Source organism: Maribacter dokdonensis DSW-8, from assembly GCF_001447995.1.
Taxonomy (GTDB): domain Bacteria; phylum Bacteroidota; class Bacteroidia; order Flavobacteriales; family Flavobacteriaceae; genus Maribacter; species Maribacter dokdonensis.
This window is the reverse complement of the sequence record NZ_LDPE01000002.1, coordinates 708,888-727,108: the sequence shown is the minus strand read 5'-3', so window position 1 is coordinate 727,108 and position 18,221 is coordinate 708,888. Positions and strand designations below refer to the sequence as shown.

At 36.6% G+C, this 18,221-nt stretch carries 22 protein-coding genes; 12 read left to right on the top strand and 10 right to left on the bottom strand.

The features are described 5' to 3' along the window. Positions 1 to 85: 85 nt before the first annotated feature. The 6 genes from I600_RS12785 (at position 86) to I600_RS12760 (ending at position 5,441) form a co-directional block, all read left to right on the top strand. Positions 86 to 1,900 carry a T9SS type B sorting domain-containing protein gene (locus I600_RS12785; RefSeq protein WP_058104919.1) on the top strand — a complete coding sequence of 605 codons (1,815 nt, stop codon included), beginning with the start codon at positions 86 to 88 and terminating at the stop codon, positions 1,898 to 1,900. Positions 1,901 to 1,962: 62 nt separating this feature from the next. Further along, on the top strand, positions 1,963 to 2,841 hold the full coding sequence (locus I600_RS12780; protein WP_058104918.1) for a cell division protein FtsX: 879 nt from the start codon (positions 1,963 to 1,965) through the stop codon (positions 2,839 to 2,841). A gap of 9 nt (positions 2,842 to 2,850) precedes the next feature. Beyond that, the gene (locus I600_RS12775) at positions 2,851 to 3,114 is read left to right on the top strand and encodes a DUF3098 domain-containing protein (protein WP_058104917.1); all 264 of its coding nucleotides are present in this window, start codon (positions 2,851 to 2,853) and stop codon (positions 3,112 to 3,114) included. Further along, complete coding sequence (locus I600_RS12770) at positions 3,115 to 3,912, top strand: undecaprenyl-diphosphate phosphatase (RefSeq protein ID WP_058104916.1); 798 nt, start codon at positions 3,115 to 3,117, stop codon at positions 3,910 to 3,912. Positions 3,913 to 3,934: 22 nt separating this feature from the next. Beyond that, the gene (truB, locus tag I600_RS12765; protein WP_058104915.1) at positions 3,935 to 4,648 is read left to right on the top strand and encodes a tRNA pseudouridine(55) synthase TruB; all 714 of its coding nucleotides are present in this window, start codon (positions 3,935 to 3,937) and stop codon (positions 4,646 to 4,648) included. A gap of 64 nt (positions 4,649 to 4,712) precedes the next feature. Then, complete coding sequence (locus I600_RS12760; protein WP_058104914.1) at positions 4,713 to 5,441, top strand: hypothetical protein; 729 nt, start codon at positions 4,713 to 4,715, stop codon at positions 5,439 to 5,441. On the opposite strand, the gene I600_RS12755 is transcribed toward I600_RS12760, so the two are convergent. From I600_RS12755 to I600_RS12735, 5 genes are read right to left on the bottom strand one after another with little or no spacing between them, the layout of a single operon-like run. Continuing rightward, positions 5,424 to 6,035: a thioredoxin family protein gene (locus I600_RS12755; RefSeq protein ID WP_058104913.1), complete on the bottom strand. Its 612-nt coding sequence runs from the start codon at positions 6,033 to 6,035 to the stop codon at positions 5,424 to 5,426. The two genes, I600_RS12760 and I600_RS12755, sit on opposite strands and share 18 nt — an antisense overlap. Before the next feature lie 57 nt (positions 6,036 to 6,092). Further along, entirely contained in the window at positions 6,093 to 7,499 is a 1,407-nt protein-coding gene (locus I600_RS12750) for a TolC family protein (RefSeq protein WP_245188885.1), read from the bottom strand. Next, positions 7,499 to 8,851 (bottom strand): HlyD family secretion protein, encoded by a 1,353-nt coding sequence (locus I600_RS12745; protein WP_058104911.1) that lies wholly within the window; start codon positions 8,849 to 8,851, stop codon positions 7,499 to 7,501. Before I600_RS12745 ends, I600_RS12750 begins: the two co-directional genes overlap by 1 nt. Then, positions 8,844 to 10,526, bottom strand: coding sequence for a peptidase domain-containing ABC transporter (locus I600_RS12740; RefSeq protein WP_058104910.1), 1,683 nt, complete (start codon positions 10,524 to 10,526; stop codon positions 8,844 to 8,846). The genes I600_RS12745 and I600_RS12740 overlap by 8 nt, the downstream gene beginning before the upstream one ends. Further along, a complete protein-coding gene (locus tag I600_RS12735) occupies positions 10,519 to 11,205 on the bottom strand; it encodes a TetR/AcrR family transcriptional regulator (RefSeq protein ID WP_058104909.1) in 687 nt (228 codons plus the stop codon). Before I600_RS12735 ends, I600_RS12740 begins: the two co-directional genes overlap by 8 nt. A 189-nt stretch (positions 11,206 to 11,394) precedes the next feature. Here I600_RS12735 and I600_RS12730 point away from each other — a divergent pair, with 189 nt between their 5' ends. From I600_RS12730 to I600_RS12720, 3 genes are read left to right on the top strand one after another with little or no spacing between them, the layout of a single operon-like run. Beyond that, positions 11,395 to 11,958: a DNA-3-methyladenine glycosylase I gene (locus I600_RS12730; protein ID WP_058104908.1), complete on the top strand. Its 564-nt coding sequence runs from the start codon at positions 11,395 to 11,397 to the stop codon at positions 11,956 to 11,958. Between the two features lie 19 nt (positions 11,959 to 11,977). Next, positions 11,978 to 12,565, top strand: coding sequence for a hypothetical protein (locus I600_RS12725; protein WP_245188884.1), 588 nt, complete (start codon positions 11,978 to 11,980; stop codon positions 12,563 to 12,565). Then, on the top strand, positions 12,546 to 13,241 hold the full coding sequence (locus I600_RS12720) for a DUF2490 domain-containing protein (protein ID WP_058104907.1): 696 nt from the start codon (positions 12,546 to 12,548) through the stop codon (positions 13,239 to 13,241). The genes I600_RS12725 and I600_RS12720 overlap by 20 nt, the downstream gene beginning before the upstream one ends. On the opposite strand, the gene aat is transcribed toward I600_RS12720, so the two are convergent. Both aat and I600_RS12710 read right to left on the bottom strand, forming a co-directional pair. Next, a complete protein-coding gene (aat, locus tag I600_RS12715) occupies positions 13,233 to 13,865 on the bottom strand; it encodes a leucyl/phenylalanyl-tRNA--protein transferase (RefSeq protein ID WP_058104906.1) in 633 nt (210 codons plus the stop codon). The genes I600_RS12720 and aat overlap by 9 nt on opposite strands. A gap of 134 nt (positions 13,866 to 13,999) precedes the next feature. Further along, complete coding sequence (locus I600_RS12710; protein ID WP_058104905.1) at positions 14,000 to 14,377, bottom strand: DUF3127 domain-containing protein; 378 nt, start codon at positions 14,375 to 14,377, stop codon at positions 14,000 to 14,002. Positions 14,378 to 14,503: 126 nt separating this feature from the next. Here I600_RS12710 and I600_RS12705 point away from each other — a divergent pair, with 126 nt between their 5' ends. Further along, entirely contained in the window at positions 14,504 to 15,652 is a 1,149-nt protein-coding gene (locus I600_RS12705; RefSeq protein WP_058104904.1) for a sensor histidine kinase, read from the top strand. Between the two features lie 8 nt (positions 15,653 to 15,660). Next, the gene (locus I600_RS12700; protein ID WP_317038734.1) at positions 15,661 to 16,005 is read left to right on the top strand and encodes a hypothetical protein; all 345 of its coding nucleotides are present in this window, start codon (positions 15,661 to 15,663) and stop codon (positions 16,003 to 16,005) included. Here the strand turns inward: I600_RS12700 and I600_RS12695 are convergent. After that, the gene (locus tag I600_RS12695; RefSeq protein WP_058104902.1) at positions 16,002 to 16,391 is read right to left on the bottom strand and encodes an HIT family protein; all 390 of its coding nucleotides are present in this window, start codon (positions 16,389 to 16,391) and stop codon (positions 16,002 to 16,004) included. The genes I600_RS12700 and I600_RS12695 overlap by 4 nt on opposite strands. Positions 16,392 to 16,469: 78 nt before the next feature. Further along, positions 16,470 to 16,946: a transcription elongation factor GreA gene (gene greA / locus I600_RS12690; RefSeq protein ID WP_058104901.1), complete on the bottom strand. Its 477-nt coding sequence runs from the start codon at positions 16,944 to 16,946 to the stop codon at positions 16,470 to 16,472. Positions 16,947 to 17,078: 132 nt separating this feature from the next. Here greA and I600_RS12685 point away from each other — a divergent pair, with 132 nt between their 5' ends. Continuing rightward, on the top strand, positions 17,079 to 17,516 hold the full coding sequence (locus I600_RS12685) for a Rieske (2Fe-2S) protein (RefSeq protein ID WP_058104900.1): 438 nt from the start codon (positions 17,079 to 17,081) through the stop codon (positions 17,514 to 17,516). Positions 17,517 to 17,519: 3 nt separating this feature from the next. On the opposite strand, the gene I600_RS12680 is transcribed toward I600_RS12685, so the two are convergent. Continuing rightward, a complete protein-coding gene (locus tag I600_RS12680; protein WP_058104899.1) occupies positions 17,520 to 18,185 on the bottom strand; it encodes a hypothetical protein in 666 nt (221 codons plus the stop codon). Between the last annotated feature and the right edge of the window lie 36 nt (positions 18,186 to 18,221).

The window sequence follows — 18,221 nt, the reverse complement described above, 5'->3', positions numbered from 1 at the left end:
AATTTGGTATCTTACAATCGTGAAATTAATGTGTCCCAAAAAATTAGTCTTTTTACTTTTCATATTCTGTTTGGTTTCCATAGAAATGAAAGCCCAATTAGGATTTTGCGGTGGCAATTCTGGCGACCCTATTTTTACAGAAGATTTTGGTGCCGGGACAAATAACGGCCCAGCTTTGCCCGCTGGCACAACCACATATAACTTTACCGCCTTTACCCCTAATGATGGGGATTATACTATTTCTAGCACCACAAATTACTTTGATTGGCTATCATTACAGGATCATACCCCTGGAGACACCAATGGAAAAGCATTTATCGTCAATGCCAGTTTTACTGCCGGGGAGTTCTATCAACGTGAGGTTACGGGATTATGTGAAAACACTACCTATGAATTTTCTTCTTGGCTCATTAACCTTCAACCTGCAAATAGCTGCGAAGGCAACAGTATACCCGTTAACGTTCGTTTTCAAATTTGGGACGAAACTGACACTAATCTTCTAGCCCAAGGTGATACAGGAAATATTTTCAATACCGGCACCACCGAGTGGAACCAATATGCCTTGGTATTTAAAACCGAGCCAGGCCAAACATCTGTCATTTTAAAGATGAGAAACAATAGTAATGGCGGTTGTGGCAATGATTTAGCCATAGATGACATTTTATTTCGATCATGCGGAGACAACGTTACGGTCTCAACACCATCTAACGAAGTAAGTTTAGTGGTATGTGAAACCCAAGGCGGAGTCTCAAGAACACTTACGGCTACACCAGATTCTTCTGTTTTTAGCACACACGCTTACCAATGGCAGCATAGTACGGACCAACAAAACTGGACAGATATTCCTGGTGAGAATAGTGCCATTTTAGATACTCCATTAGTAACCACAACTACCTATTTCAGGACAAAAATTGCCGAAGATGTAGTCAATGTCAATAACGATCTTTGCAATGTGGTGTCCGATGTTTTTAATATTACCGTTTTACCTATACCAGCAGCTCCAACAAGTAACGGGGACATTATGGTCTGTGAAGGAGAATTGGGAATTTTAACAGTAGCCACTCAAAATAACTACACCGTTAATTGGTATGACGCCCCTACCGGTGGAAATTTAATTTTATCCAATAGCCAAAATTTAGAAATTGGTGTCGCCGGCACCTATTATGCCGAAGCAAACTCAACTGAAATAGTATGTGCATCTACCACAAGAACAGCAATAACGCTCACCGTAAACCCCTTACCAATAGTACCAGATGACATGAGCACATTTTTATGTGAAGATTCTTTTACCACTTTAAATGCCGAGGTTGAAAATGTCGCCTATCAATGGAACACGGGTGAAACCACACAACAAATTGATGTTACCACACCGGGCGATTACAATGTGGTCATCACCAATGCAAATGGTTGCTCTACCATTCGAAATTTTAATGTGGAACAAATAGATCTACCCAGAATAGACAACATTATATCCGATGGAGCATCTATACGCATAACTACTATTAACGATGGAAATTTTGAATATTCCCTAGACGGAATTTCATTTCAACCAAACCCCACTTTTGATGCTGTTGAAGGTGGATTTTATACTATTTACGTGCGGGACAATACAGATTGCGGCGTAGTAACCCAAGATTTTTATCATCTGGTGATTCAAAAATTCTTTACCCCAAATGGAGATACGTTCAACGATTTTTTTGAACCTGACGGATTTGAGGTTTTTAGCAACATCACCATTTCTATTTATGATCGTTATGGCAAGCTTATAAAATTTGGGAACACAAACGCCACCTCTTGGGATGGCACCTTTAATGGAGAAGATATGCCAGAAGATGACTATTGGTATCTAATTGAAGCAGACACGGCTCAATTTAAGGGGCACTTTAGTTTAAAACGTTAAGGCTTATTTTTTTAAGTACCATTTCACTTTACTTTGCTATTTTTACTGCACTTTTAAGCACTATGGCTAATTCTTTCGAAAATTATCAAAGACGCAAACTTATCTCCTCGTACTTTTCTGTGGTGTTAAGTATTGCATTGGTCTTATTCCTATTGGGAATTTTAGGACTACTGGTTTTAAACACCAAAAAAATGGCAGATCGCTCTAAAGAGCAGATTACCATTTCTGTATTTCTAAAAGAAAATACCAAGGAAATTGAAGTGGAACAACTTCAAAAAACCTTGGCAATGTCAGAATACACCAAGTCTTCTACCTATGTTTCTAAAGAAGAAGCTGCAAAACAACACAGTGAAGAAATTGGGGAAGATTTTGTAGACTACTTAGGCTACAACCCTCTTAAAAACTCGATAGATGTAAAGCTAAACGCTGATTTTGTTACCGCAGAAAAAGTTGAAGAGATTGCCGCAACACTTTCTGAAAAAAGTTTTGTTGACGAGGTCAGTTATGATAGGGTGCTGGTTAGCATGGTAGCAAAAAGTGTAGAACAGATAGGTTTCTGGATTTTAGTAGCTAGCGCCATTTTCACCTTTATTGCCGTATTGTTGATCAACAGCTCCATACGCCTTTCTATTTACTCAAAAAGATTCATCATAAAGACCATGCAAATGGTAGGTGCTACCAAAACGTTTATCCGTAGACCATTTATATGGCAAAATATTAAATTAGGTATGATCGGTGCTACTATTGCATTGTTGGCCATTGGTGGTGTCGTATACTATGTAAATACTAATTTTGAAGACTTAGGGTTACTAGAAGAACCTTATATTTTAGTTACCTTATTTATAGGCGTTTTTCTACTGGGTATACTTATTTCGTTCATTAGCACCTATTTCGCCACCCAGCGCTTCTTAAATCTTAGAACGGACGAATTATATTATTAAATTTGCGGCATGAGTAAAAAGAACAAAATTGAACAGCAACCTAAACAGGAATTTATTTTTCAAAAGAAGAATTACATGTTCATGTTCATTGGACTTGCCTGTATTGCAGTAGGATTTATTTTAATGAGCGGTGGCGGCAGCGATGACCCCAACGTTTTTAACCCTGAAATATATAATTTTAGAAGAATAAGACTTGCCCCTACTTTAGTGCTTATTGGCTTAGGTATAGAAATTTATGCCATTTTGTTGAACCCACACAAAAAGAAAAATTAATTGGATACTTTAGATGCTATTATACTCGGTATCATACAAGGATTGACCGAGTTTTTACCTGTTTCATCAAGTGGTCATTTAGAATTGGGTAAAGCTATTTTAGGTGATAATTCTGTACAGGAAGAAAGTTTATTGTTCACCGTTGTACTTCATTTTGCTACCGCACTAAGTACCATTGTAGTCTTTAGAAAAGATATTTGGGAAATTATAAGTGGTTTGTTTCAATTTAAATGGAACGAAGAAAGCCAATTCTCTGCTAAAATAATTGTCTCTATGTTACCTGCAGTATTTGTAGGCCTGTTTTTTGAAGAGCAATTAGAAGCTTTTTTTGGCGGCAATATAAGGTTCGTAGGTTTTATGTTGATCATTACCGCTGTACTCTTATATTTTGCCGATAAAGCCAAAGACACCGATAAAAAAGTGAGTTTTGGAAATGCCTTTATAGTTGGCATTTCTCAAGCCATAGCTATGCTGCCCGGTATTTCACGAAGTGGAGCTACTATTTCTACCTCTGTACTTTTAGGCGTAGACAAATCTAAAGCCGCAAGATTCTCTTTCTTAATGGTTGTTCCATTGATCTTTGGTAAGATCGCGAAAGACCTTATGAGCGGAGACTTAACTTTTGACGGGGAAAACAACGTTGCAATGGGTGCCGGATTCATTGCCGCCTTTGTTGCCGGACTTGCCGCTTGTACTTGGATGATCCAATTGGTACGTAAAAGCAAGTTATCCTATTTTGCCATCTATTGTCTTATTGTAGGATTGATCGCCGTTATTTACGGATTTACTAATCCGTAAAACATCAAAAACACCCAAATTCATGAAAGATTTGACCAAAGAAGACTATTTAAACGGTCAAGTATTATTGATCGATAAACCACTGGAATGGTCCTCTTTTCAAGCGGTCAATAAATTGAAATGGGCGATTAGAAAAAAGTTCAGCTTAAAGAAATTTAAAATAGGTCACGCAGGTACGTTAGACCCTTTAGCAACAGGTCTTTTGGTGATTTGCACAGGTAAGTTCACCAAAAAAATTACCGAATTCCAAGGTCAGGAAAAAGAATACACAGGTATAATTACCTTAGGCAGTACAACACCTTCTTATGACTTGGAAACCGAAATTAATGAGACTTTTTTGACCGATCATATAACGCCAGAGCTTATAAAAGCTGCCACCCATGAATTTATTGGTGAAATAGAACAAGCCCCGCCTGTTTTTTCCGCATTAAAAAAAGATGGTAAACGTTTGTACGAACTGGCAAGAGAAGGTAAAACTGTAGATATTCCAAAAAGAAAGGTACATGTAAGTGCATTTGAAATTACCGACATAGACAACTTGAACGTGCATTTTAGAATTTCATGCAGCAAAGGAACATATATAAGGTCTATGGCGCACGATTTTGGAAAAGCATTAAACTCCGGAGCACATTTAACGACCCTTAGAAGAACCAAAATAGGTGATTTTAACGTAGATAAAGCCCAAGACCCTTTGGACTTCGCCGATTTATTATTGGCACCAGAAGAAAATAAATAGCAGATTTTGAAATGCCATTTATCGATCTTCTAAAATATTTTGGTATTATTAAGGTTATATATTCATGAATCTGAACAGAAAACAATTATCATTACTTGCCACTACCTTTAGCTTGTCTATTGTAGTGCTGGTTTTGTTTGGTATTCAGTTCGGTGGTCAAGAGGAATCTCACGAAGACTATGTGGTTGAAATGATCATGGACCCAGAGGTATTGGAAGAAATTCTCAAAGAAGAAGATCCGGTTGATGAAGAAATGAAAGCCGATCAAATAAAAAGTCATTTAGCTTTTAACGAAACCGCAAAACCTAGCTACGGTAACCCAGAACCATTACAGACTTTAGAAGAGCTGATGGAAGAACGTAGTGAAATGAGTGACGGTGACCCTACTGAAAGTATGATTTCCGATTCTGGTTATTCCGAAAGGGTAAAGGCCTTGGCCAAAAAGAGAGAAGAAAAAAAGCAGCTTTTAGGAGAAAAGGAAGCGCAAAAAAAAGAATTTACCAATAACCTTGCCGCCAGACGAACGTCTGTATCCTATTCTTTGGTTGATAGAAATAACTACAAATTACCCCCACCAATATACACTTGTATTGAAGGGGGAAAAGTTGTTATCAATATAGAAGTAAATGCACTAGGCTATGTAACCGAAGCAGATTACAATGCAAAAAGTTCTGGAACATCTAACGGATGTCTTGTTGAAAACGCCATTAATTATGCTTTGAAAGCAAGATTCAACAGTTCTGAAAAAGATTCCCAAAAAGGCACCATTACCTATTTATTTCAAGGGAAGTAATTCCAGCCAATCTTGAACTATACTTTGCCCCTTATCCTTATTGTAAAAAATTTGAAGATCCTGTTTAAATTCAGGCGTTAGTTTACCGTACTCCGACTTATAATCTTCCACTAGCTTAGTTGCCTTTTCAGATCTTGGACCCCATGTAGCCGCAACCGTATTTTCCTTAACATCAACCGCAATTAATTTTGGTATTGACCTACCTCCATTGGTCAAAAATTGATCCATAATATGTAAGTTCTCATCTCTTAAGATTATGGATAATGCTATATTAGGATTGATTTCAGTGAATTTATGCATAACTGGCAGCGCAGGAGAAGCATCGCCACACCAGCTCTCCGATAATACTACCCATAAAACTTTTTGATCCACAGACTTTATCTTGTCAACAACCTCATCGGTAAATTTTAAGGTTTTATCCCACCTACGCATACGGCTGTTATTCAATTGGGTATATTGTGAAAGTGCTTCAGTTTGCTCAGGGCCGGTAGACGCTCCTTTTTCAGCAAGGTCAGAAACCAATGCCCTATACTCGGCATAACTATAACCGTTTTTTAATCCCTTTGCTTTAATATCTTCCAATGATAACTCCATAATGCTTACTTTAAAATATCTTGATCGATCACATTAGTAGCGTTACAAATAGAATACTTACAAATTTTCAGGATTGACCGCCAGACTGTTGAATAATTTGGCCTTCGCCGTAAAATATTTATTTTCTACTTGATTCTGTTTTAAGACCGCATCTATTAACTTTGATTCCCTTGAATTGATCAAAAACAACGAGCTCTCCCCAAAACTGAATTTTCGTTCTTCCGCTGCTAGCAACGCCTCATAACTGGCAACGATATCATCTATTAAAATATTCTGATTTTCAAAAGAAGCCAACTCATTATATATAGCCAATACCTTATTTTGAATTTGCACCTCGGCGTTATCTAACTCAAACTGTGCATCCCTTAATTTCAGTTTAGCCAATTTCAAATCTCCCCGTTCTTTTCTTAAAAATAAAGGCAACTCAAAATTTAAACCACCCTTATAATTTTGGGTTTCCAATGAATTTAAATACTCGGGCGTTTCAGTAATAAACTTATACTCAACGTCAATTTTAGGTAATAGTTTATTTGTTTTTAATCGCTTATCTACGCGTAAACCATCTATTTTATACCCTAAGGATTTTAGCTTAGGATGATTTTCAAGGTCAAAACTATCTAAAGGTTTACCTAAAATTTCCAAAGCTTGATCTATCTCTACATCTAAAGACAGTTCTGGCACCACACCTGGTTGTAATTCCATAGGTATATTTTCTCCCATCCAGAGAAAATTGGAAAGCTCCAATCTTGCGTTACGTAAAACTACATTAGCCTGCTCTCTTTCCAAAGCTCTGTTTTGTACGGCAATTTTAGCCTCAACGGTATCAATAGCAGCAATTTCACCAGCGTTGGCACTTTTATTGACCCCCTCTAACCTTACTTTAGCGTTCTCTAAAAAATCATTGAACAATATACTATTTCTATAAGCCTGCAACCAATTGAAATATGCCAATGAAGCATCGAACAAAATTTGATTGACCAATAGATCCCTATCGGCTTTAGACTGCTCCCTAAAAAACTTTGCTTTCTTTACGGTTGCCATACGCTCATTGATCCATGAACCACGTCCTAGAGAAAGGGCAACCCCGGCACTGTACAATCCATCATCAGGTACATTTCGCTCTGCGTTCAAATATTCTCCAGAGTACTGCTCAAACTCGCCTTTTAATTCAATACCATACCAAGTAGGAATTTTAAACGTAGTATTTAAAAGACCATAATACTCCGTTCCCTTAAATTCTTTAGTTGCATAATCTACCGCTATTTTGGGATCAAACCCACCACGGGCCTTCATTAGATTTGCTTGCCCAACGCTCATTACCATCTCAGCTTGTTTAGTTATAGGATGGTACTTTTTTACATATCCTAAATACTCTTTAAACCCTAGCTGGACAGAATCTACCGTTTGGGCCGAAACAAAAAAACCGGCACATATACAGAAAAAGAAAAAAATGCTTCTCATCATTATTTTTTTACGGGTTTGTCCTGGGCACCTTCAGGTTGGTAATAGTTAGGCGGAAAACCATTTAACTGACGCCAAAGCTCATACCAAATAGGCACATCTTCCAATAAGGCAATAGTATTTGCCCCTGAACCAACACGCAAGGCATCTGGCCATGCTTGATCTTCTTCATCCGGAGATAACAGCACCCTATATTTACCATTAGGGTTTATAAACGTTTCTATAGCTACCACCTTACCCGCATAGGTACCATATGATGCATTTGGCCATCCGCTAAAAACGATAGCCGGCCAACCATCAAATTGTATTCTAACACTTTCTCCTAAATGGATCAAAGGCAAGTCTATTGGTGCCACAAAAGTTTCAACCGCCATATCATAATCTGCCGGCATAATACCTACCAACGGCGTACCTTCTTTAAATGTTTCTCCTATACCTGCTGTTAATACCTTATTGATATACCCATTTTGCGGTGCCTTAATATAACGCAGCTCACTCCTCATCTTATAATTGGTATAATCATTCTCCAACTTACTGACCTGAGCCTCAGAATCAAATTGATTGGACATCGCCGTAAACTTATCGCTCTGTGCCTTTGAGATCTTATCTGTATATGATGCTTGAACACTATTGATCTCTACTTCCGCATTGATTATTTCGTTTTTCGCCGCCAATAATTTGTTCTCTTGCGAGAGCAACTTTGCTTGGGTTTCTTGCAATTTCAACCGTTTTGCCTCAACATCTGTTACCGCTTTTAAACCTTCGCTCTCTAATTGCACAGTTCTTTCAAACTGCCTTTCAGCAATTTGAATATTTGTCTTAGCGGCCTCAAAATCAATACTATCGCTTTGTGCCTTTAATTTGGCCTGAAGCAGCTTGTTCTTCGCTTGCTCAAGTTTTAACCTTCTTTCATTGATAAGTGCCGCAACTTGATTGTCCAATGACTTCACCTTTTCACCATATGAGGTTACAGATGAACTCTTAGATTTTAATTGTTGCCCAGTACGCTCCACTAAATCTGGATCAAAATATTCTGATTTCACTTCAGAAATGAACAATATGGTATCTCCTTTTTCTACATAATCCCCTTCTTGTACATACCATTGTTCTATTCTACCCGGTATTTGTGATTGAATGGTTTGGGGTCTTTGCCCCGGGGTCAACGTAGTTAAATTACCTCTAGCGGTTATGGTCTGCGTCCAAGGCAAAAACAGTACTATGACACCTACCACGGCAAATGCCAAAAGAAACCTATTAAAATGCTTGTAGTGCCTCTTGTGGTTTACCTTCTGTACCGATTTGAATCTATCTATAGAGACTTTCTGGTTAAGTTTGTTATGAGATATATTAAGCATCTTTTCCTTGGATTTCGTTAATAATCTGTCCTTTTTCCATGGTTATGATACGCGAACATTTTTTGATCCACTTATCGTTCTCACTTACTACAAGTAATGCCCAACCATTAGCTGGATCACTTAAAAAACTCAAAATACGGTCTGCTTCATCTACATTGAACTGATCAAGCGGGTCTTTAAGAATGAGCAGTTTTGGCTTACGGACAATACTTCTAGCCAACACTATCTTTTTTGACACGGTATATGGAATCTGTTTACCTTCAGGGTACAATACCGTATTAAGACCTTCTGGTTGTTTTTTTACAAAATCCGTAAGTCCTACTTTATCTAACGCCCAATACACTTGCTCATTTGTGGTCTCTTTGTCACCAAAGGTGATGTTGTTCAAGATCGTACCCTCAAATGGGGATTCTTCCGGTAATGATTGACCTAAGTGCGAACGGTAATAATTAAGGTTCATACCTTTTAACGAAACTCCGTTCACGTACACACCACCACTGTCTGGCTCAATTATACCTGCTATTAAACGTAACAATGTATTTTTTCCGGAACCGCTGTTTCCTCTTAACAGAATGGTACATGTAGGAGAAATGGTTAAACTTAAATCTTTAATTATTTGTCTTTTTGGCTGTGGTACACTGTAAGATATTTCACTTAGCTCAACAGTAAAGGCCTGGTTCTCCATAAATGGTTTTTCTCCTTCTTGAGCCTCTAATTCTTTATCTACCACTTGCCCCATCTTTTCTAGAGATGTCAATAAATCATAAAACGTTTCCAATCCTAAGATTAATTTTTCAACCGAACCGATTACTAAAAGAATAATAATTTCTGCCGCTACGAACTGACCAATGTTCATCTCTTGATTAAGCACCAATAACCCACCAATCAATAAAAGACCTGCGGTGACCAAAACCTTGAACCCGATCATTTGAATAAACTGCAATACCAAAACCCTAAAATGACTTTCCCTTGCATTGAGGTAATTGACTACGAGGGTATCATTTTTATCCAATGCATGAGATGTTTTACCAGATAACTTAAAACTCACTATAGACCTGGCTATCTCTTGAAGCCAGTGTGCAATTTTATATTTACTCTTAGATTCATCTAAACTCGTATCCAGACCTCTTTGAGCAGTAAACTTGAACACTACATAAATCAACAACAGCAACAACATGCCGTAAACAATAAAAAATGGGTGATAAAACGATAGTAGCAATAACCCAAAAACAATCTGCAGTAATGCCGCTGGAAAATCTATCAATACTTTTGATAATGATTTTTGAATAGTCAAGGTATCAAAAAACCTATTTGCCAATTCTGGCGGATAGTAATTGTGCAGTTCGCTCATCTTAATTTTAGGAAAACGATATGCAAACTCAAAAGATGCCCTAGTAAATATCTTTTGCTGTACATTTTCAATTATTCTTATTTGCATAAGCTGTAGCACCCCAACAAAAGCAACACCCAATGTCACCAAAATGACCAATACGATCCAAGATGAACTAATTTGGGCACCTTGCATTAAGTTTATTATTGCCTGTATACCCAATGGTAACGACAAATTGACAACCCCCGCGAATATGGCATAATAGAAAACTTGAAAAATATCCTTTTTATCTAGTTTTAACAGTCCTAAAAAACGCTGCCAGGCAGTTAGTATGTTTCTACTCATTTAAGTGTTGTTTTAATGTATTGAATACAAGGTGGGTCAAATATTGTGTTGGTGTTACCTTCTTATTACAGTCTGTAAGTGACGGAAAGTGCTCTCTTAAATAATGTTGGTGCAAACCATTTTCCAAAATGGTACTTGCTAAACTCGTAGGATATTCATAATCTGCATCAACCTCGGAAATCATAGTAGACAAACGCCCTACCAATCTTTTATATATAGCGTAATAACCTTCTTTATTCTCTTCGTCTACTTCTTTGGTCAAATAGGCTTTAGAATATTCATTGATTACAATTTGATTTAAAAAGACTTCATTGACATGAGAAAATGCGGAATCTTCCTTGATTTCCCTAGTTATGATGATAATGGACTTTAATAATTTTTCTTTTGGATTTTTAATACTGTGTGTTGCAAAGACCAATTGATATTCCATCCACCCCCAGTACCAAGAGGTTAGGTAAACAAGTAATTTATGTTTGTTTTCAAAATACCTATAAATAGAACTCTCGTTAGAACCTATTTGATGACCTAGCTTTTTAAAAGTAAACCTTTCAAAACCAATTTCGTTGATCATTTGAATACTGTACTCAACGATTTTTTTACCTAGTCCAGAAGATTCAGGGTCCTTTAAATAAAGTTTCTCGTTAACTTTTATCTGCACCCCTTGCAACAGCATATCCATAAAACTATTAATTACATAACATGTAAATATAATAGTATTACTATCAACTAATGATAGTTTAACAACTATTAACTTAAATTTAAACTTTCTTTAATGCGTCTCTAAGGAAATGTAGAGCTATACCATCTGATCAAAGAAAAAGGCAAGTTCTGATCTTTTTAAATACTTTTGTCATTAAAGAAACTTTCTATGGAACCAGTAAGATGCGGTTGGTGCAAGGGCGATACGCTTTATGAAACATATCATGACCAAGAATGGGGCGTACCCGTTAAAGACGATGATTTACTGTTCGAGTTTTTAGTGTTGGAAACCTTTCAAGCTGGTTTAAGCTGGATCACTATTTTAAAAAGACGAGAAAATTTTAGGGTTGCATTCGATCATTTCGATTATAAGAAAATTGCTAAATATCCTGAAACCAAAATCCTCTCTTTACTACAAGATGAGGGCATTATCAGAAACAAATTAAAAGTTAGGGCAACGGTGACCAATGCCATTGCCTACATGGAAATTCAGAATGAATTTGGTAGTTTCAGTAGTTATATTTGGGAATTTGTAAACAATGAACCTATTAAGAACAAAGTAGTAGATTACAAAGATGCCCCTGCCAATACACCCATATCAGATGCCATTAGTAAAGACCTAAAAAAGCGCGGTTTTAAGTTTGTGGGCAGTACTATTATTTATGCGTTTATGCAAGCCACTGGTATGGTAAATGATCATCAACTAGATTGTTTTAGATACACCGAAGTGTAAGTAACATAACACCGTTATCATGAAAAATATTCAAACGCTCTTACTAATTACCACTCTGTTTTTTTACAGTCAATTTGGACAGGCTCAGTATAAATACGAAAGGGAACATCGTATTTTAAAATCTCAGTTTCCTGCTGTTGCTATCTCTACCATAGAAGAAAATGTTACAGATTATAGGCGTATTAAGTTCTATAAGGAGACGGATAGCACTAAAGTTAGTTATGAGGCGAAATTGAAAAAAGACAAGCTTTGGTACAGCATTGAATTTGATAAAAAAGGCAATCTTGAAGATATTGAAATACTAATTAAACCAGACGATATACCTAATGATACCTATGCCAAAATAGAAAAGTATTTGAACAATAATTTCACTAAATATCGTATAAAAAGGTTGCAACAGCAATATCCTTCAAATACAGATCCTATTGATGACACTTTTAAAAACGCATTTCAAAACTTGATACTACCCTCTAACAATTACGAACTGGTAGTTGTTGGAAGAAAAGAAAAAGGCTATTTAGATTATGAGATTCTATTTGATGCCGATGGAAATTTTATGGATATAAGAACCTCTCTCCCTCCTAACTATGACCATGTACTGTACTAGATTTCGGTTCATTTTTACCTTATTGCTGTTCTTATGTGTACGTTATGTTAAATCTCAAAATAACACTGTTGCATATTGGGAGCCTGAAGTAGCTTTAAACTACAAAGTAACCCCTTTGCTTAAACAAAATTTTTCTTTATCAAATAGAAATTATACCTATCACAATAACAAATCTCAGTTAACTGTACGCCAAATAGAAATAGCCCATTTTTCCTCTTTAACAATAGATCCCTATAAGAGCATAGGCTTAGGAGTACAATATAGATTTAGAGAAGCATTTGAAAATGACAAGGAAAATGAACTACGGTTAACGCAACAATTCAACATTACCAAAATTACCAATAGCGTCCGCTTTGGTAACCGGTTTAGAATTGAGCAGCGCATACAACCTTCTACACTTATTCATCGTTTTAGATATCGTTTTGCCATTGACATTCCCTTAAAAGGTTTAAGAACAGATATTGGAGAACCATACTTAGTGGCTACCACAGAATCTTTATTAAGCATTGAAAAAAGTACCAAAGCAATGTATGATCAGCGCATAACATCGCAAGTAGGTTGGTCTATTTCAAACCATTTAAAAGCACAATTGGGCGTACAGTTCAGAATGGAGAATTACACTGAAAAAACTGAACACGTTTTTCTCTTTTTAAATAGTTTGGTTATATCACTTTAAGATTGCCATAAAATCTTTTCTTGCAATTTCTTTGGCTCCCATACTGGCCAAATGATCGGTGTGCAATTGGCAGTCTATTACCCTATACTCATTTAGAGACAATTCTTCCGCTAGTTTAATAAAGGCAAACTTAGATGCATTAGATGCTAGACTGAACATGCTTTCTCCACAAAACACATGACCTAGATCAACACCGTACAAGCCCCCTACCAGTTTATCTTCTTCCCAAACCTCATAGGATTGGGCAATACCATTTTTATGTAATTTAATATATGCGGTTTTCATTGCTTCGGTAATCCATGTACCGTCTTGCCCTTCTCTTGGTACGGAAGAACAATATTCTAGAACCTTTTCAAAACAAGTATTTTTAGTAAGCCTAAATTGCTTGTTTCGTATTACTTTTTTCATGCTTTTAGAGACCTTTATCTCATTTGGAAATAGCACCATTCTAGGATCCGGACTCCACCATAATATTATAGAATCGTTATCAAACCATGGAAAAATTCCGTTTTGGTAGGCCAACAACAACCGCTCTGGGGAAAGATCGCCACCAACGGCCAACAAGCCTTCAACATTGGCATTTTCCACGGGCGGAAAGACAAGTTCATCAGTTAAAAAGTACATGCTTCTTTTGAGGCTTTTTCGTTTTTGTTCAAATTAACCAAAGGTGTGAAAACAAAAAAACTTGTTCAACTTTTTAAGCTAAACAAGTTTTTTATTTAAAGGACAGTACCCCTTATTTTATTGTGTTATAATTATTAAAACGGTAGATCATCATGATCCTCTTCGTTTAAATTATCAGCTGGTTCAAATGCCTCCATTGGTGGTACTGGTGGCATACCTGGTGCCGGTGCTTGTTGAGATAAATTTTCTATCCTCCAGCCTTGAATTGAGTTGAAATATTTTACCTGACCTTGAGGATTTGTCCACTCTCTTCCTCTAAGATTAATACTAACTTTTACATCTTGCCCTACGGCATAACTGTTCAACAAATCACATTTATCTTGAACAAATTCTATCATGATATGCTGTGGATATTGCTCGTCTGTAGTAACGACCAACTCTCTTTTCCTAAACCCATTAGACCCAAAAGTTTGGGTTTCACCTATCAATTTAACTTTACCTTCTATTTCCATCTTGAACTCTTTTTACAATAGATTTCAAAAATACATAAAATGAAGCGGTAATAAAACACGGTACATAGATTACAACACAACAATTATTCACAATTAGGGTTATCTTTAGTATTAGATAACTATTGGATGAACTTTATTCCTAAAAACAAAATTTCCAACATTTTTCTATTGGTAGGCTCCTTTGTTGTGGTTAGTCTAATCTTATGGAATACCAATAGTTTTTTTAAACAATTTAAAGAGGAAGAGCGTTTAAAAATGGAGATCTGGGCTACTGCGCAATCAGAGTTTTTGCAATCCTCTGAAACTGTAGATTTAGGCAGTCTTCATTTAAAGGTATTCCAAAACAACACTTCTACCCCAATGATCCTTATAAACAAAGACAAGTCTATAAGGGTGAATAATTTTCCACCAAACAAAGCACAGGACTCCGCCTACATTCAAAGTCAACTAAAAAAATTCAAGAATGAAAATACCCCTATTTCCATTGATCAGCAAGGCGAACATTTAGCCACGTTATATTACGGCAATTCTGACGTTTTAACCAAGCTGAAGTTTTACCCTATTGCCTTACTTCTTATTATTTTTCTTTTTGCCGCCGTAATCTATTTTCTGTTCAAGACCAATAAAGCTGCTGAACAGAATAAATTATGGGCAGGTATGGCCAAAGAGACCGCCCACCAAATTGGCACTCCCTTATCCTCTCTTTTAGGATGGAACGAACTTTTAAAATCTGAAGACATTAACCCAAGTATTACCAAAGAAATTGAAAAGGATATTGACCGGCTACAGACCATTACCGAACGTTTTTCCAAAATTGGATCATTGCCAAAACTTGTTGAAAGTGATATTGTAAAAGAAACACAAGATGCTTTTGATTATTTGAAAAGAAGAAGCTCTAAACTTATTCACTTTTCATTTAGCTCTAAAGTGGACCACTTACCCGTTATGCTCAACAGTTCATTATACAATTGGACTATTGAAAACTTGGTTAAAAATGGAATTGATGCTATGCGAGGCAAGGGCAGCATTGCCATTGAAATAGTACCAGATCATAAATTCGTGAATATTTTAATTGCCGATACCGGGCACGGTATTTCAAAAAGCAACTATAATAGTATCTTTACACCCGGTTTCACCTCAAAAAAGAGAGGTTGGGGCTTAGGACTTTCTTTGGTTAAACGAATTGTGGAAGAGTATCACGATGGAAAAATAAAGGTGTTATCATCTGGCAAAGAAGGAACTATAATGCAAATTTCTTTAAAAGTGGTTCACTAAATATGGCGATGGAAAAATTTGAAGTTATTAAAGAAGCTCAACTGACCAATAACTGTCCGGAGTGTTTTAATCAGGATTTAAGTCTTACTTTTTATCAAAAACACACCTACGGTAGCTTTTTTCATAAGATTACCGGAGACCTCAGCAATAAATTAGTTTGCAATACCTGCCATACTACAATCTACCCAGTAAGTTGGACGGATGATATAGAGCGTATGTTCAACTATTATCAAAAAACGGCTGTTCCAGCTAAAAAATCATCTCAACCAACATTATTATTTTATGGGCTTTTGTTAGCTATGATCGCCTTGCTCGCAGGAGCTGTTTACCTTTTTATTTCTGGTGCCATTTAAATCTTAGCTCCAATTTCCTGGGCCAAGTCTGCCAGCTCTTCATTACTTAATTTTACCTTGTGTTGAAAAGTTGCATCTTTCATTTCGTTCAACGGAATTAAATGAACATGCACATGCGGTACCTCTAACCCAATAACAGACATACCAATTCGCTTACATTCAACAGTTTTTTCCAGAGCCTTGCCCACTTTTCTTGAAAATGACATGAGACCCAAGTACGTTTCTTCATCCAAGTCCAAAATTTTATTTACCTCTTTTTTAGGTATACACAAGGTGTGCCCTTTAGCGTTTGGGTTGATATCTAAGAATGCTAAGAAATTTTCATCTTCAGCTACTTTAAAACATGGTATTTCACCATTTATGATCTTGGTAAAAATCGTTGGCATAATTGTTTACTATTTAATGGAAATAAAAAATCCTACCCTTTTCAAAAGGATAGGATTAAATATAGTTATTTAAAAATTTTAAGCTCTTGTTATTTCAAGAATTTCAAATTTTATTGCTCCGCTAGGAACAGTAATTTCAGCAGTATCTCCCACTTTTTTTCCTAAAAGACCTTTACCAATTGGTGAGCTTACAGATATTTTACCCGTTTTAAGATCCGCCTCACTTTCCGCTACCAATTTATAGGTCATTTCCATGCCATTATTTTGGTTTTTTAGCTTTACGGTAGAAAGTACCAATACCTTAGAGGTATCTAATTGCGACTCATCAATTATACGTGCATTGGCTACGGTATTTTCCATCTTGGAAATTTTCATTTCCAACAAACCCTGTGCTTCTTTTGCAGCATCATATTCTGCGTTTTCTGACAAATCGCCTTTATCTCTTGCTTCTGCAATTGCTTGAGACGCCTTTGGGCGCTCAACATCTCTTAAATGATCTAGTTCTGCCTTTAGTTTTTTTAACCCTTCGACAGTATAGTATGATATATTACTCATAACTTCCTCGTTTTATAAATAGACAAATCCTCTGCAAATGCCTGTTAATTCGGCTTTTTAAGAGAGGATTTAACACAAATATACATAAATTTTACGCACATTTGTTGAAGTTATTGAAAACAAAATTATAGCATGTTCAGAAGATTAAGTATCCTAATTCTATTGATTATCACTGCTTGTAGCAATGATGGAACCAACAGAAATCCGTACTTACAGGAAATAGGCTTTCGTTTTGAAGCTAATTTAAACTTGCCTTCCTACAGCCCACTTACAAATACGGGTAGTGCCGTATATATTCAAAGTGATCTTGCCGGTACACGAGGTGTTTTTGTCATCAATGCCGGTTTTGATCAGTTTAGGGCATTTGAGGCCAGTTGTCCAAACCATGCACCTAACGATTGCTCTACCATGCAGCTAAATGGACAAATTGCAACGTGTTCTTGCGAAGATTATGAATACAGCTTATTTACCGGTCAATTATTGAATAGACCAGATGATGAAAATCGATATTATGACATGCTTGAATATCGTACTACCTTTAGTGATGGTAGTGTAATCATCTCTAATTAAGCATTATTCTTCAGCGCGGTATTTCTCCATTATTTCCTTGAACAGCTCACCTGTGCTTGGTGGTGTATACGATATTGCATTTGCCCCGGCATCTATTGCTGCAACTATAGAATCATCAGATTTTCCACCCGTGGCAATGATGGCAACCTTATCATTTAAATCCCTAATTTTTTTGATGATATCTGCAGTTTTAGCTGCGCCGGACACATTGAATATATCTACACCTGCATCTATTCTACCTTTAATATCATCTTTTTCCGAAACCACCGTAATGGTTACCGGTATATCAATTTTTTCCTTAAGCATCGTAATAAGGCTATTAGGGGTAGGCTTATTTAAAACCACCCCTAAAGCACCTTGAAATTCTGCATGTATTGCCAACTCTAAAGACCTTACCCCGGTTGTTAAACCGCCACCGACTCCGCAAAATATAGGTTTGTCGGCAGCCAATATCAAAGCATTTGATATTACCGGTTGCGGTGTAAACGGATATACCGCTATAATTGCATTGGCATTGGTATTTCTTATAATAGCTACGTCAGTACTAAACAAAAACGACTTTATAGATTGCCCAAAAACACGAATGCCAGAGCATTGAGAAATGACCTCTGGCACCGTTACTATATTGTTTCTTAACCTACTGCCAAAAACTGGAATATTGCGCTCCATAACCCTGATAATTAGTCTCCTAATTTAGATTATTCC